The organism is Streptomyces sp. NPDC048612 (assembly GCF_043199295.1).
Classification (GTDB): domain Bacteria; phylum Actinomycetota; class Actinomycetes; order Streptomycetales; family Streptomycetaceae; genus Streptomyces.
The window spans coordinates 1-15,555 of record NZ_JBICVV010000014.1; the positions used below are offsets into that span (position 1 = coordinate 1).

The following is a 15,555-nucleotide window of genomic DNA, read 5'->3' on the forward strand; positions in this document are numbered from 1 at the left end:
GACACACCCGCCCGGCGCAGACGCCCCTCGGCCTCCGGCCAGTCCCGCGCCTCCGTCAGCAGCTCCACCGCACCCGCCGACCAGTCCACATGCGGAGAGGGCTCGTCCACATGCAGCGTCTTCGGCAGCACGCCGCGGCTCATCGCCTCGACCATCTTGATGACGCCTGCCACACCCGCGGCGGCCTGGGTGTGACCGATGTTCGACTTCAGGGAGCCCAGCCACAGCGGCCGGTCCGCCGCGCGGCCGCGGCCGTATGTCGCAAGCAGCGCCTGCGCCTCGATCGGGTCGCCAAGCTTCGTACCCGTGCCGTGCGCCTCGACGGCGTCGACGTCCGGCGCCTCCAGGCGGGCATCCGCGAGGGCGGCGCGGATGACGCGCTGCTGGGCCGGACCGTTCGGGGCGGTCAGGCCGCTGCTGGCGCCGTCCTGGTTGGTCGCCGAGCCGCGGATCACCGCGAGTACCGGGTGGCCGTTGCGCTCGGCGTCCGACAGGCGCTCGACGAGCAGCATGCCGGCGCCCTCGCCCCAGCCCGTGCCGTCCGCCGCGCCGGCGAAGGCCTTGCAGCGGCCGTCCGCCGCCAGGCCGCCCTGGCGGCTGAACTCCACGAACACGCCGGGGGTGGCCATGACCGTGGCGCCGCCCGCGAGCGCCATGTCGCACTCGCCTCGGCGCAGGGACTGGACGGCGAGGTGCAGGGCGACCAGTGACGACGAGCACGCCGTGTCGACCGTCACCGCGGGGCCTTCCAGGCCGAGGGTGAAGGCGACACGGCCGGAGGCCACGCTGGTGGCGTTTCCGGTGAGACGGTGGCCCTCGGAGCCGTCGGTGGCGTTCAGGAGGGTGGCGTAGTCCTGGTTGCTGGTACCGGCGAAGACGCCGGTGGTGGTCGAGTGGAGGGAGCCCGGGTCGATGCCCGCGCGCTCGACGGCCTCCCATGAGGTCTCCAAGAGGAGGCGCTGCTGCGGGTCCATGGCCAGCGCCTCGCGCGGCGAGATGCCGAAGAGGGACGCGTCGAAGCGGGCAGCGCCGTCAAGGAAGCCGCCGCTGTCGGAGTGGCTCGTGCCCGGGTTCTCCGGGTCCGGGCCGTGGAGGGCGTCCAGGTCCCAGCCGCGGTCGTCGGGGAGTGTGGTGACGGCGTCGCGGGCGTCGGCGACGAGCTGCCACAGGCGCTCGGGCGAGTCGCTGCCGCCGGGCAGGCGGCAGCCCATGCCGACGATAGCGATCGGCTCGTGGGCGCGGTCGTCCTGGTCCTGCAGGCGGCGCTTCGCCTGGCGCAGTTCGCTCGTCATCCGCTTCAGGTGGCCGAGCAGCTTCTCGTCATTCGCCACGGGAACTCCCCCACTCAGGACCGCTTGTGGCTGCGGTGGTCACTCGCTGGTAGTCCGTCGCGCGTGTGATGGTGCACGTGACGGCTCGTGTCTCGTTGTGTCGGCGTGTGCCCCGGCTCGGGCCGTGCCGTGCCGTGGGCGCTGGCCGGTGCCGGCCCGCACCGTTTGCGCCCGGTCCCGGTCCCGGTCTCCTTGACTCCGGGCTCCTTGGCCCCGACCACGTCATGACGACCCGAATTCGTTCTCGATCAGCACAAGCATGTCGTCGACCGACGCGTCCACGAGGTCGTCGTCCAGTGCGCCGGTGTTCTCGTGCTCCGCGTCCTGACGGCCCCGGGCGGTGCCGTCGTCGAGCCGGTCGGCCATGCGGCGCAGCCGGGCGGCCAGGGTGGTGCGGTGTTCTTCGTCCGGCAGGGCTGCGAACGTCTCGGCGAGCCGGTCGAGTTCGGAAAGGGGGTCGGTTCCGGGGGTGCCGAGGAGCTCGCTCTCCAGGTGGGCGGCGAGGGCCGCCGGGGTGGGCTGGTCGAAGGCCACCGTGACGGGCAGGACCATGCCGGTGCGGGCGTTCATCCGGTCGCGGAACTCGATGGTCGTCAGCGAGTCGAAGCCCAGCTCCAGGAAGCCGCGCCGGGCGTCGATGCGCTTGCCCGCGCCGTGGCCCAGAACCTCGGCCGCGGTCGCGCAGACGAGGTCGGTCAGGGCGCGACCGCGGTCCTGCGGGTTCATCTCCGCGATCCGGTCGCGCAGCCGGGCCGCCTCGTCGGCGGTCTCCGCCGGGGCTTCGCCGCGCGCGGGTGCGTCGGCGGAGGGCGCTACCTCCTTGAGGAGCGGGCTCTGACGGGCGACGGTGAACAGGCGGGCGAAGCGTGCCCAGTCCACGTCGGCGACCACCCCGAACGGTTCGCCCGCCGCCACGGCATCGAAGAGCGCGTCCACGGCGTGCGCGGGCTCCAACGTGGTGAGGCCGCGCCTGCGCAGGTCGTCGACGACTCCGCCGTCGACGGCCATCCCGGAGCCGGCCCACGGGCCCCACGCCACGGACGTGGCGGGCAACCCCTGGGCGCTGCGGCGCTGGGCGAGGGCGTCGAGGTGGGCGTTGGCGGCGGCGTACGCGCCGTGGTCGCCGCTGCCCCAGACACCCGCGATCGAGGAGAACAGGACGAACGCGTCCAGCGGGCGGTCGGCGAGGAGTTCGTCGAGCAGGTCGGCGCCGGTCACCTTGGCTCCGTTGACCTCGGCCAGTTCGGCGGGGGTCAGGGCATCGAGCGGGGTCAGCCGCGCCGCGCCCGCGGTGTGCACGACCGCGTCCACGGGGTGCTCGGCGAGGAGCGCCGACACTGCGGCGCGGTTCGTGAAGTCGCAGACCACGAGCGACACTTCGGCCCCCAGGGCGGTCAGTTCGTCGCGCAGTTCACCGGCTCCGGGGGCGTCGGGGCCGCCCCGGCCCGCGAGGACGAGGTGTGCGGCGCCGTCGGCCGCCAGGCGTCGCGCGACGTGGCCGCCCAGGGCGCCGGTGCCGCCAGTGACCAGGACGGTGCCGCGCGGGATCCAGGGCGCGGTACGGACGGCGGGTGCGGCCTTCACCAGGCGGCGGGCCATGACCGCGCCGGAGCGTACGGCGACTTGGTCCTCGGTACCGCGGAGGACGGCGCTGATGTCCTCCCAGAGCCGGGTGCCCCTACCGTCCGTGTCGTCCGTACCGTCCGCGTCGCCGGGGGCGCCGTGGCCGGGCAGGTCGACGAGGCCGCCCCAGCGGTCGCCGTGTTCCAGGGCCGCGGTCCGGCCCAGACCCCAGACCTGTGCCTGGGCGGGCGAAATGCGGCCGTCGCGGATGCCGGTGGCGGCGGCGCCGCGGGTGACGCACCACAGCGGGGCGGTCACTCCGGCGTCGCCGAGGGCCTGGAGCAGGGTCAGTGTCGCGGCCAGCGGCTGGTCGTCGTCGAGGGCCAGCAGCGACACCACGCCCGTGGGCGCGCCGTCGGCGGCTGCGGTGATGCGGCGTACCAGCTCGTCGCGGTCGGGGGTCTCGTCCGGGGCGAGGGCCAGGGTCGTCACCTGGGCGCCCTCGGAGGTGAGTTGGGCTTCCAGGGCGCAGCCGCCCGGAACGGAGGTGTCCGCGCGTCTCACCACGAGCCAGGCCGTCCCACCGGCCTCCTGCCGCTCTTCCCGGCTCGGCAGCCGGACGGGGCGCCAGGCGACGGTGTAGCGGCGCGCTTCGGCCGTCGTACGCGTGCGTCGGGCGCGGCGCCAGGCGGCGAGGACCGGCAGGGCCGGGCCGATGTCGTCCCACTGGGTGTCGCCGTTGAGCGGGGCCAGCGTCTCGCTGAGGGTGTCGGTGAGTCCGGCGAGGTCCTCGTTCTCGACGGCCTCCCAGAAGCGCTCGTCGCCGTTGCCGCCCGGGGCGGCGTGCGGGCGCGGGGGCCGGGGCCAGTAGCGGGTGCGCTGGAAGGCGTACGTCGGCAGGGCCACGGTGCGGGCGCCGGTGCCCGCATAGAAGGCGGTCCAGTCGACCGTGCGACCGTGGGCGAAAAGCGCTGCCAGGGCGGCGACGGCCTGCTGGGGTTCGTCGGTGCCGGCGCGCAGGGCCGGGATGACGGGGACTGGCGGGTCCTGGGGGGACGCCTGGTGGGTTGTCTGGGGGGATGCCTGGGGCAGGCAGATTCGGGCCATGGCGGTGAGGACCGCGTCGGGGCCGAGTTCGAGGAAGCCAGTCACGCCGTGGGCGCGTGCCGCCGCGATGCCGTCGGCGAACCGCACGGCGTGGCGCACGTGGTCGACCCAGTAGCCGGGCGAAGTGAGTTCCTCGGCCGTGGCGACGGCGCCGGTCAGGTTGGAGACGACGGGAAGCTCGGGCGCGTGGAAGGTCACGCTCTCGGCGACCGCGCGGAAGTCGTCGAGCATCGGGCCCATGAGCGGCGAGTGGAAGGCGTGGCTGACCCGCAGCCGTTTGGTGCGGGCGCCGCGTTCGGCGAGGGCCGCGGCGACACGTGCGACGGCGTCCTCGTCGCCGGAGAGGACCACGGATGTGGGGCCGTTGACGGCGGCCACCGCGACGCGCCCGCCGGGGCCGTCCGCGGCGGCGCTGTCGCGCCCGGAATCGCCGTGGGCCGCGAGGGCGGCCAGGACCTCGTCCTCGGTGGCCTCCACGGCGATCATCGCGCCGCCCTCGGGCAGTTCGCCCATGAGCCGGCCGCGTGCCGCGACCAGGGCGCAAGCGTCGGCGAGGTCGAGGACGCCCGCCACGTGGGCGGCGGTGAGTTCGCCGATCGAGTGGCCCATGACGACGTCGGGCCGCAGCCCCCAGCTCTCGCAGAGGCGGAAGAGGGCGGTCTCCAGGGCGAAGAGTCCGGTCTGGGTGTAGAGCGTACGGTCGAGCAGCGCGGCCTCGTCCGACCCGGGCCCGGCGAACAGGATGTCGCGCAGCGGCCGGTCGAGCAGGGGGTCCAGGCGCGCGCACACGTCGTCGAGGGCGTCGGCGAACACCGGGTAGGCGGCGGCGAGCAGACGTCCGGCACCGGCGCGCTGGGAGCCCTGCCCGGAGAACAGGACGGCGAGCTTGCCGCCCGGCTCGGCGAGGGACCGCTCGACGCCGGGGGTCGGGGTGCCGTGCGCGAGGGCGGTCAGGCCCTCGACGAGTTCGGCGCGGGTGCGGCCGTGCAGTACCGCGCGGCGGGGCAGCGCGGCGCGGGTGGTGGCCAGGGAGAGGCCGATGTCGGCCGCGCCGTCCGGGTTCCCTGGCCGGTCCAGGTGCGAGAGGAGCCGCGCGGCCTGCGCCTGGACGGCTTCCTCGGTGCCGGCACTCAACGGCCATACCGAGACTGGGAGTTCGGCGCTCTCTCCGACGCCTTGTTCGGCGCCCGTCGGCTCATCTGCGGGCGCGGTCTGCCGCGGGGCGGCCTGTTCCAGGATGACGTGCGCGTTCGTGCCGCCGAAGCCGAATGAGGACACGCCCGCCCGGCGGGGCCGGTCCTGCGGGAGCGGCCACTCCCGCTCTTCGGTGAGCAGCTCGACCTCGCCGGCCGACCAGTCGACGTGCGGCGAAGGCTCGTCGACGTGCAGCGTCTTCGGCAGGGTCCCGTGACGCATGGCCTCGACCATTTTGATGATGCCGGCGACACCGGCGGCGGCCTGGGTGTGACCGATGTTCGACTTGACCGAACCCAGCCACAACGGACGCCCGGACTCCCGCCCCTGCCCGTACGTCGTGAGCAGTGCCTGCGCCTCGATCGGGTCCCCGAGCTTCGTACCGGTGCCGTGTGCCTCAACGGCGTCCACATCGGCGGGCGTCAGGCCCGCGCTCTCCAGGGCGGCCCGGATCACCCGCTGCTGGGAGGGGCCGTTGGGGGCGGTCAGGCCGTTGGACGCGCCGTCCTGGTTGACCGCCGATCCCCGTACGACCGCCAGGACCGTGTGCCCGTTGCGTTCGGCGTCGGAGAGCCGCTCGATCAGGAGCATGCCCGCGCCCTCGGACCAGCCGGTGCCGTCGGCCGTGCCCGCGAAGGAACGGCAGCGGCCGTCGGGGGACATGGCGCGCTGGCGGCTGAACTCCACGAAGATGCTCGGCGTGGACATCACCGTCACGCCGCCCACCAGGGCCATGTCGCACTCGCCCTGTCGCAGCGACTGCGCGGCCAGGTGCAGGGCCACGAGCGAGGACGAACACGCTGTGTCCACCGTCATCGACGGTCCCTCGAACCCGTACGCGTACGAGAGGCGCCCGGAGACCACACTGGCGGAGTTGCCGGTGCCCAGGTGGCCCTCGAAGTCCTCGCCGGAGGCGGTGAGCGCGGTGGCGTAGTCCTGGCTGTTGAGGCCCGCGAAGACGCCGGTGCGGCTGCCCTTCAGCGTGCCGGGGTCGAGCCCGGCCCGCTCAAAGGCCTCCCAGGAAGTCTCCAGGAGCAGGCGCTGCTGCGGGTCCATGGCCAGGGCCTCGCGCGGGGCGATGCCGAAGAACTCGGCGTCGAACTCCGCGACGTCGTGCACGAAGCCGCCCTCACGGGCGTACGAGGTGCCGCGCACGTCCGGGTCGGGGTCGTACAGGCTCTCCAGCGGCCAGCCGCGGTCGGCGGGGAACGGCGTGATCGCGTCGGTGCCGTCGGCGACGAGCTGCCACAGCTCCTCGGGCGAGCGGGCGCCGCCGGGGTAGCGGCAGGCCATGGCGACGATCGCGACCGGCTCGTCCGGGTCGGCGACGCGACCGGCCCGTACGGCGGTCCGCGTCTGCGTACGGCTGTCGCGCTCGGCGCGGTCCATGCCGGCGGCCTCTTCCCACAGCAGGCGGGCGAGTGCCTCCGGGGAGGGGTGGTCGAAGACGACGGTGGCCGGCAGGCGCAGACCCGTCTCGGCGGTCAGCCGGTTGCGCAGTTCGACAGCGGTCAGCGAGTCGAAACCCAGCTCGCGGAAGGGCCGGCCGGGGTGCACCGCGTCGGACCCGGTGTGCCCGAGCACCTCGGCGGCCTGCGCGCGCACCAGATCGAGGGCACGGGAGACACCCTCGGTCTCACCGAGGGCGACGAGCCGCCGCGCCCGGTCGTCGCGCGCCTCGGCCGTACGGGTCTGCTCGTCAGCGGTGGCCTTCGCCCGCAGCTCCTCGACGGCCGGTACGGCGTCGAACAGCGGGCTTGGCCGCAGGGCGGTGAACGCCGGGTGGAAGACGTGCCAGTCCACGTCGGCGACGACGGTCGCCGCACGGCCGTCGGTCTGCTCCCACTCCAGTGCGTCGAGTGCCCACGCCGGCCGCAGCGGACGCAGCCCGCGCTTGCGCAGGTGCTCCTCCACGCCGCCGTCCACGGCCATGCCCGACTCGGCCCACGGCCCCCAGGCCACGGACGTCGCGCGCAGGCCCCTGGCGCGCCGTGCCTCGGCCAGGGCGTCGAGGTACGCGTTGGCCGCCGCGTAGCCGGCCTGCTCACCGCTGCCCCACACGCCCGCGATGGACGAGAACAGCACGAACGCGTCCAGCGGACGGCAGCCGAGCAGCTCGTCGAGGTGGCGCGCAGCGTCGGCCTTTGCCCGCAGCACGTCGTCGAGTTCGCCGGCGGTCAGCTCGCCGAGGGGCGTGAGGTGGGCGACGCCCGCCGTGTGGAACACCGCGTCGACGGGGTGCTCCGCGAGGAGCGCGGCCAGGGCCTCGCGGTCGGCGACGTCGATCGCCGCGAACGTCACGCGGCAGCCGGCCGCCCGCAGCTCCTCGCCGAGGGCCTGCGCGCCCGGGGCGCTCTCGCCGCGCCGGCTGGCGAGCACCAGGTGTTCGGCTCCGGCGGCCGCCTGCCGCCGGGCCACCCGGGCGCCGAGGGCGCCGGTGCCGCCGGTGACGAGGACCGTGCCGCGCGCACGCGTGGCGGGCGGCTCCGTTTCATGTGCCCGGACGGGGACGAGCCGCCGTACAAGGATCCCGCTGGACCGTATGGCCGCCTGGTCCTCGGTGCGGTCGGCCAGCACCTGGCAGGCCTGGTCCCAGGTGCGTGCGTCCATGGTCCGCGGCAGGTCGAGCAGGCCGCCCCACCGGGTGGGCAGTTCCAGGCCGGCCACACGGCCGAAGCCCCAGACGGTGGACCGGACCGGGTCGACGGTCGCCTCGTCCGCGTCACCGGTCACCACAGCACCGGAGGTCAGGCACCAGACGGGCGCGCCGGAGCCGCTGTCGCCGAGGGCCTGGAGGAGGTGGAGGGCGAGGTGCAGGACCGGGAAGAGCGCGACGATCCCGTCGAAGTCGGTTCCGGTGGTGGCCAGTCGGGCGGTCAGCGCCTCGCGGGAGATGCCGTCGGGGACACGCAGGACCACGGCCTCGCCGGTGCGTGCGGTGAGCGCCGCCACCGCTTCCTCCGCCACGCCCTCGGGGGCCACGACGAGCCACTTGCCGGGCAGACCGGTCGCATCGGCCAGCGTGGCCGGACGCCAGACGACCTGGTGGCGGCGGTCCTGGACGCCGGTGCCCGTCCGGTTGTCGGCGGCGGGTTCGAGCCAGTAGCGGCTGTGCTGGAAGGCGTACGTGGGGAGAGCGACGCGGCGGGCACCGGTGCCGGCGAAGAACGCCGACCAGTCCACTGTGCCGCCGTGGGCGTGGAGTTGACCGAGCGCGGTGACGAGGTTCGTCGCCTCGTCGCGGTCCTTGCGCAGGACCGGAACGAAGAGGGCGTCCTCAACATCGGTGAGCACGCTCTGCGCCATCGCCGTCAGGACACCGTCCGGACCCAGTTCGACGAAGCGGGTGACGCCCTGTGCGTGGAGAGTCTGAACGCCGTCGGCGAAACGCACCGCCTCACGGACATGCCTCACCCAGTACTCCGGGGTGGAGAATTCCGGACCCGCGACCCCACTGGTCAGGTTCGACACGACCGGAATACGCGCGGTCTCATACCTCAGCGACTGCGCGACCGCACGGAACTCCTCCAGCATCGGCTCCATACGAACCGAGTGGAACGCATGGCTGACCGACAACTTCTTCGTACGCGCACCCTGCTCAGCGAGTACGGCGGCGACCTGCTCCACCGGAGCCTCATCGCCGGAGATCACCACCGCCTGCGGACCATTCACCGCCGCGATCGAGACACCCTCGACCAGAGCGGCGCGGACCACGTCCTCGGCAGCCTCCACGGCGACCATGGCCCCGCCCTCAGGCAGGGCATCCATCAGCCGGCCACGAGCAGCAACCAGCGCACACGCGTCATCAAGGGACAGCACGCTGGCCACGTGCGCAGCCGCGATCTCCCCCACCGAGTGACCGAGGAGGGCATCAGGGCGTACGCCCCAGGACTCCACGAGGCGGTACAGCGCGACCTCGACCGCGAACAGGGCAGCCTGCGTGAACCGCGTACGGTCCAGAACAGCGTCCCCGTCGAAGACCACACTCTTCAGGGAGCGGCCCAACTCACCGTCCAACCGGGCACAGACCACGTCAAAGGCCTCCGCGAACACCGGATACGCGGCATACAACTCCCGCCCCATACCAGCACGCTGAGCCCCCTGCCCCGTAAACAACAACCCCAGGCCGCCCGCAGACACCGGCCCACGCGTGGTCACGTCCGCCAGCCCGGCGACCAGCTCATCCCGCGACGAACCCACCACCACAGCCCGGTGCTCCAACACCGCCCGCGTCGTCGCCAGGGAGAAGCCGACATCCACCGGCGACTCGTCCGCGACCGCAGCCGCCAACCTCGCCGCCTGATCCCGCAACGCCTCCGCCGACTTACCCGAAAGCACCCACGGCACCGGCACGCCGTCCACCACAGCACCGGCCACCGGCTCAACCGCAGGCAGCGCAGCCAGCGCAGGAGCAGGCGCCTCCTCCAGCACCACATGCGCGTTCGTACCGCTGAAGCCGAACGACGAGACGCCCGCGCGGCGCGGAGCACCGCCCATCGGCCAGGCCACCGCCTCCGTGGCCGGCCGCACGCCTCCCGCCGACCAGTCCACGTGCGGGGACGGCTCGTCCGCGTACAGGGACTTGGGCAGCAGACCGTGCCGCATGGCCTCGACCATCTTGATGACGCCCGCGACACCCGCCGCGGCCTGCGTGTGACCGATGTTCGACTTCACCGAACCCAACCACAACGGCCGGTCCCCGTCACGCCCCTGCCCATACGTCGCCAGCAGCGCCTGCGCCTCGATCGGGTCACCGAGCTTCGTACCCGTACCGTGCGCCTCCACCGCGTCCACGTCCGACGCCGACAGACCGGCGTTCGCGAGCGCCGCCCGGATCACCCGCTGCTGCGACGGACCATTCGGAGCCGTAAGCCCATTCGACGCACCGTCCTGATTGACCGCGCTGCCCCGCACGACCGCGAGCACCTCGTGACCATTGCGCACCGCATCCGAAAGACGCTCAAGGACCAGCATGCCCACGCCCTCGCCCCAGACCGTGCCGTCCGCGTCTGCGCTGAACGGCTTGCAGCGGCCGTCCGCCGCCAGGCCGCGCTGGCGGCTGAACTCGGTGAAGGCGGCCGGCGTCGACATGACCGTCACGCCGCCGGCCAGGGCAAGGTCGCACTCGCCCTGGCGCAGCGACTGGGCGGCCCAGTGCAGCGCGACGAGCGACGACGAGCACGCCGTGTCCACCGTCACCGCCGGTCCCTCAAGACCGAACGAGTACGAGAGGCGGCCCGAGACGACGCTCGCCGCGCTCGCGGTGCCGAGGTAGCCGTCGGTGCGGTCGTCGGCCGCGCGCTGGATGACGGAGGCGTAGTCCTGGCCGTTCGTACCGGCGAAGACACCGGTACGGCTGCCCCGCAGTCCGGCCGGGTCGAGGCCCGCGCGTTCGAAGGCCTCCCATGAGGTCTCCAGGAGCAGACGCTGCTGCGGGTCCATCGCCAGCGCCTCACGCGGCGAGATCCCGAAGAAGTCGGCGTCGAACTCGGCCGCGCCGTCGAGGAATCCGCCGACCCTGACGTATGAGGTGCCGGGGTGGTCGGGGTCGGGGTCGTACAGCGCGTCGAGGTCCCAGAACCGGTCCTCGGGGAACGGCCCGACGGCGTCCTTGCCTTCGGCGAGGAGCTGCCACAGGCGTTCGGGGGTTTCGGCGCCGCCCGGGAAGCGGCAGCCCATGCCCACGATCGCGACCGGCTCGTCGGAGGCCGTCGGCCCCGTGCTCGTGCTCGTCGTCGGGGTCTTCAGGTCCGGTTCGGCGCCCGCGAGCCCGGCGTACAGGAAGGTGGCGAGGTCGGCGGGGGCCGGGTAGTCGAAGGCGAGGGTCGCGGGCAGGGTCAGGCCGGTGGCCTTGGCGAGGGCGGTGCGCAGTTCGACGGCGGTCAGCGAGTCGAAGCCCAGGTCGCGGAAGGCGCGCCGGGTGTCGACGACGTCCTCGGTGTCGTGGCCGAGTACTTCGGCGGTGTGGTGGCGCACGAGGTCGAGCAGCAGGGCTTCGCCGTCGGCGCGGGAGCGGGCGGCCAGTTCCGCGCGCAGTCCGGTGGCCGTGCCCGTCCCGGTCCCGGCGCGTTCTTCGCCCGTGCGGTCCGCGTCGGCGTGCGCGGTGGCCTCGCGGGCGGCCGGGACGCCATCGAAGAGGGCGGTGGGGCGGGCGGCGGTGAAGGCGGGCAGGAACCTCGCCCAGTCCACGTCGGCCACGGTGACGCAGGTGTCGCCCTGGCGGAGGGCATCGCCGAGCGCCCGGACGGCGCGCGCGGGCGCCAGGGGCCGCAGTCCGCGCCGGCGCAGGCTTTCGGCGGCCTCACCCGCGGCCATGCCCGACTCGTCCCAGGGACCCCAGGCGATCGAGGTGGCGGTCAGGCCCTGGGCGCGGCGCAGCTCGGCGAGCGCGTCGAGGCGGGCGTTGGCGGCGGCGTACGCGCCGAGGCCGCCGCTGCCCCAGACGCCGGAGATGGAGGAGAACAGGACGAAGGCGTCCAGCGGGCGGTCGGCGAGCAGGTCGTGCAGGTTGAGTGCGCCCACGGTCTTGGCGCGTGCCGCCTCGGCCAGGCCCTCCGGGGTGAGCTCCGTGAGCGATGCGGAGGGTGCGGTTCCGGCCGTGTGGAAGACGGCGTCCACGGGGTGCTCGGCAAGGAGGGCGGCAAGCGCGTCGCGGTCGGCCACGTCGCAGGCGGCGACCACGGTATGGGCGCCGAGCGCGGTGAGTTCGTCGCACAGTTCGGGCGCGCCGGGTGCGTCCGGGCCGCGCCGGCTCGTCAGGACGAGCCGCTCGGCCCCGCGGGCGACGGCCCAGCGGGCGACCTGGGCACCGAGGGCGCCGGTGCCGCCGGTCACGAGCACGGTGCCGCGCAGCGCGGGCTCGCCGGCCCCGCCCGCCGTGGGAGCGGGCATGAGCCGGCGGCTCTGAACGCCGGACATGCGGAGGGCGGCCTGGTCCTCGGCGCCGTGGGTGACGACCGCGCACAGCCGGTCCCAGTCGATGTCCCCGGGTGCCTCGGGCAGGTCCACGCACCCGCCCCACAGCTGCGGGTGCTCCAGGGCGGCCACCCGGCCGAGGCCCCAGATCCCGGCGAGTTCGGGGCGGGGCGGGGCGTCGCCGTCCCCGGTGGCGACCGCGCCCTGGGTCAGGCTCCACAGTTTCGCGCCCGTACCGGCGAACTCCTGCAACAGCAGGAGGGTGGAGGCGGCGTCGGGGAGCAGGGACAGTACGCCGTCGACCCGGCCTTCGCGGGCGACTGCCTCGTCCAGGGTGAGCGCGTGAGCACCGCGTGCCGTGAGCGCGGCGACCGCCTCGCACGTCCCGTCCGCCATGTCGCCCGCTGCGGTGACGACGAGCCAGTCTCCGGCGAGCGAGGGGGCCCTGGCGTCCTGCGCGGGTGCCCACCCGACCCGATACCGCCACTGGTCGAGCCGGGCCTGCTCCCGGCGGCCGCGCCGCCAGGACGCCAGCGCGGGCAAGACCTCGTCGAGCCGGGCGCCGGGCAGGTCGAGGGTGCGCGCGAGGGCCTCGGCGTCCTCTCGCTCGACGCTCTCCCAGAAAAGCCGCTCGCCCTCGTCGGTGGCGGTGTCGGTACGGGGGGTGGCGTCGAGCCAGTAGCGACGGTGCTGGAAGGCGTACGTGGGGAGAGCGACGCGGCGGGCACCAGTACCGACGAAGAAGGCCTCCCAGTCCACCGTGCCACCGTGGGCGTGGAGTTGGCCCAGGGCGGTGACGATGGTGGTGGCCTCGTCACTGCCCTTGCGCAGAACCGGCACGAACAGGGTGTTCTCGGCGTCGGTGAGGGTGGACTGCGCCATCGCGGATAGCACACCGTCCGGACCCAGCTCCACGAAACGGGTGACACCTTGGGTGTGGAGGGTGTGGACGCCGTCGGCGAAACGCACCGCCTCACGGACATGCCTCACCCAGTACTCCGGGGTGGAGAGCTCTGGTCCCGCGACCTCACCGGTCAGGTTGGAGACGACCGGGATACTCGCGGTCTCATACCTCAGCGACTGCGCGACCGCACGGAACTCCTCCAGCATCGGCTCCATACGAGCCGAATGAAACGCATGACTGACCGACAACTTCTTCGTACGTGCGCCATGTTCGGCGAGTTCGGCCGCGACCTTCTCCACCGGGACCTCGTCCCCGGAGATGACCACGGCACGCGGACCGTTCACCGCCGCGACCGAGACACCCTCGACCAGAGCCGCACGGACCTCATCCTCAGCGGCTTCCACCGCGACCATGGCCCCGCCCTCCGGCAGGGCATCCATCAGGCGTCCGCGGGCAGCAACCAGCGCGCAGGCGTCATCGAGCGAGAGCACACCGGCCACGTGCGCGGCCGCGACCTCTCCGACCGAATGACCGAGCAGGGCGTCAGGACGTACACCCCACGACTCCGCCAGCCGGTACAGGGCAACCTCGACCGCGAACAGAGCAGCCTGCGTGAACCGCGTACGATCCAACAGCCCCTCCCCGCCCCCATCGAACACCACACCCTTCAAAGACCGACCCAGCTCACCGTCCAGCCGAGCACAGACCTCGTCAAAGGCCTCCGCGAACACCGAATACGCGGCATACAACTCCCGCCCCATACCCACACGCTGAGCACCCTGCCCCGTAAACAACACCCCCAGCCGACCCCGAACCGTCCCGGTGGTCGTCCCCTTGGCCACGGCCCGTAGCTCGTCCAGGAGCTGGTCCCGCGACGAGCCCACCACCACGGCCCGGTACTCCAACTGCGCCCGCGTCGTCGCCAGCGAGAAACCCACATCCACCGGGGACAGTTCGGGGCGAGTCCTCACGTGGTCCTCAAGGCGGGCGGCCTGTTCGGCGAGGGCCGCCGCCGAACGCGCCGACACCGGCCACGCAGTCACGGCGGCCGCACCCGCGCCGCCGTCCACGGCCGGCTCCTCCGGCGCCTTCTCCAGCGCCTCCTCCACGATCACATGCGCGTTCGTCCCGCTGATGCCGAACGACGACACGCCCGCCCGGCGGAGCCGGTCGTCCGAGCGCGGCCAGTCGCGCGGCTGCGTCAGCAGTTCCACCGCGCCCGCCGACCAGTCGACGTGCGGCGAGGGCTCGTCCGCGTGCAGCGTCTGCGGCAGCACCTCGTGCCGCATGGCCTCGACCATCTTGATGATGCCCGCGACGCCGGCGGCGGCCTGCGTGTGACCGATGTTCGACTTCACCGAACCCAGCCACAGCGGCTGGTTCTCCGGCCGGTCCTGGCCGTACGCGTCCAGGAGGGCCTGCGCCTCGATCGGGTCGCCGAGCCTGGTGCCCGTACCGTGTGCCTCGACGGCGTCCACGTCCGACGCCGCGAGACCCGCGCCGTCCAGCGCGGCGCGGATCACCCGCTGCTGGGACGGGCCATTCGGAGCCGTGAGCCCGTTCGACGCACCGTCCTGGTTGACGGCCGAGCCGCGGATGACGGCCAGCACCCGGTGGCCGTTGCGGCGGGCGTCGGAAAGGCGCTCCAGGAGCAGCAGGCCGGCGCCCTCGCCCCAGCCCGTGCCGTCCGCGCCCGCGCCGAAGGACTTGCAGCGGCCGTCGGCGGACAGTCCGCGCTGGCGGCTGAACTCGACGAAGGTGTGCGGCGTCGACATGACCGTGACGCCGCCGGCGACGGCCAGTTCGCACTCGCCGCGGTGCAGGGAGCGGGCCGCCCAGTGCAGGGCGACCAGGGAGGAGGAGCACGCCGTGTCGATGGTGACGGCGGGGCCCTCCAGGCCGAAGGTGTAGGCGACGCGGCCGGAGACGATGCTGCCCGCGCTGCCGTTGGCGACGAAGCCTTCGAGCCCGTCGGGTACACCGTCAAGGCGGGCCGCGTAGTCGTGGTACATGACGCCCGCGTAGACGCCGGTGCGGCTGCCCTTCAGGGACTTGGGGTCGATGCCGGCCCGCTCGAACAGCTCCCAGGACGTCTCCAGGACGAGGCGCTGCTGCGGGTCCATGGCCAGGGCCTCGCGCGGGGAGATGCCGAACAGTTCCGCGTCGAACCGGGCGGCGTCGTGCAGAAAGCCGCCTTCGCGCGTGTACGAGGAGCCGGGGCGCTCGCCGGTGGGGTCGTACAGGTCGTCCGCCCAGCCGCGGTCGGCGGGGAACGGGGACACGGCGTCGCGGCGTCCGGCGACCAGGTCCCACAGTTCTTCGGGAGAGGTCACTCCGCCGGGGTAGCGGCAGGCCATGCCGACGATCGCGATCGGCTCGCGGTCACGCTCCTCCAGTTCACGCAGAGTGCGGTGCGCCCGCCGGAGGTCGCCGGTCACCTTCTTGAGGTAGTCACGAAGCTTCGCCTCGTTGGACACGTCGGACATGGGTGTCACCTGCCGCGGGCTGTTCGGGGGTTCGGGACTGTTCGGGGTGCGGGGA

2 protein-coding genes are annotated in these 15,555 nt (G+C 73.6%); both read right to left on the reverse strand.

All coding sequences use genetic code 11. The annotated features are described in order from the left end of the window. Positions 1–1,331: type I polyketide synthase (locus ACGFN2_RS21575; protein ID WP_393362749.1), on the reverse strand; the 1,331-nt coding region annotated here is incomplete at its 3' end. Positions 1,332–1,553: 222 nt separating this feature from the next. After that, the gene (locus ACGFN2_RS21580; RefSeq protein ID WP_393363044.1) at positions 1,554–15,491 is read right to left on the reverse strand and encodes a type I polyketide synthase; all 13,938 of its coding nucleotides are present in this window, start codon (positions 15,489–15,491) and stop codon (positions 1,554–1,556) included. Positions 15,492–15,555: the final 64 nt, after the last annotated feature.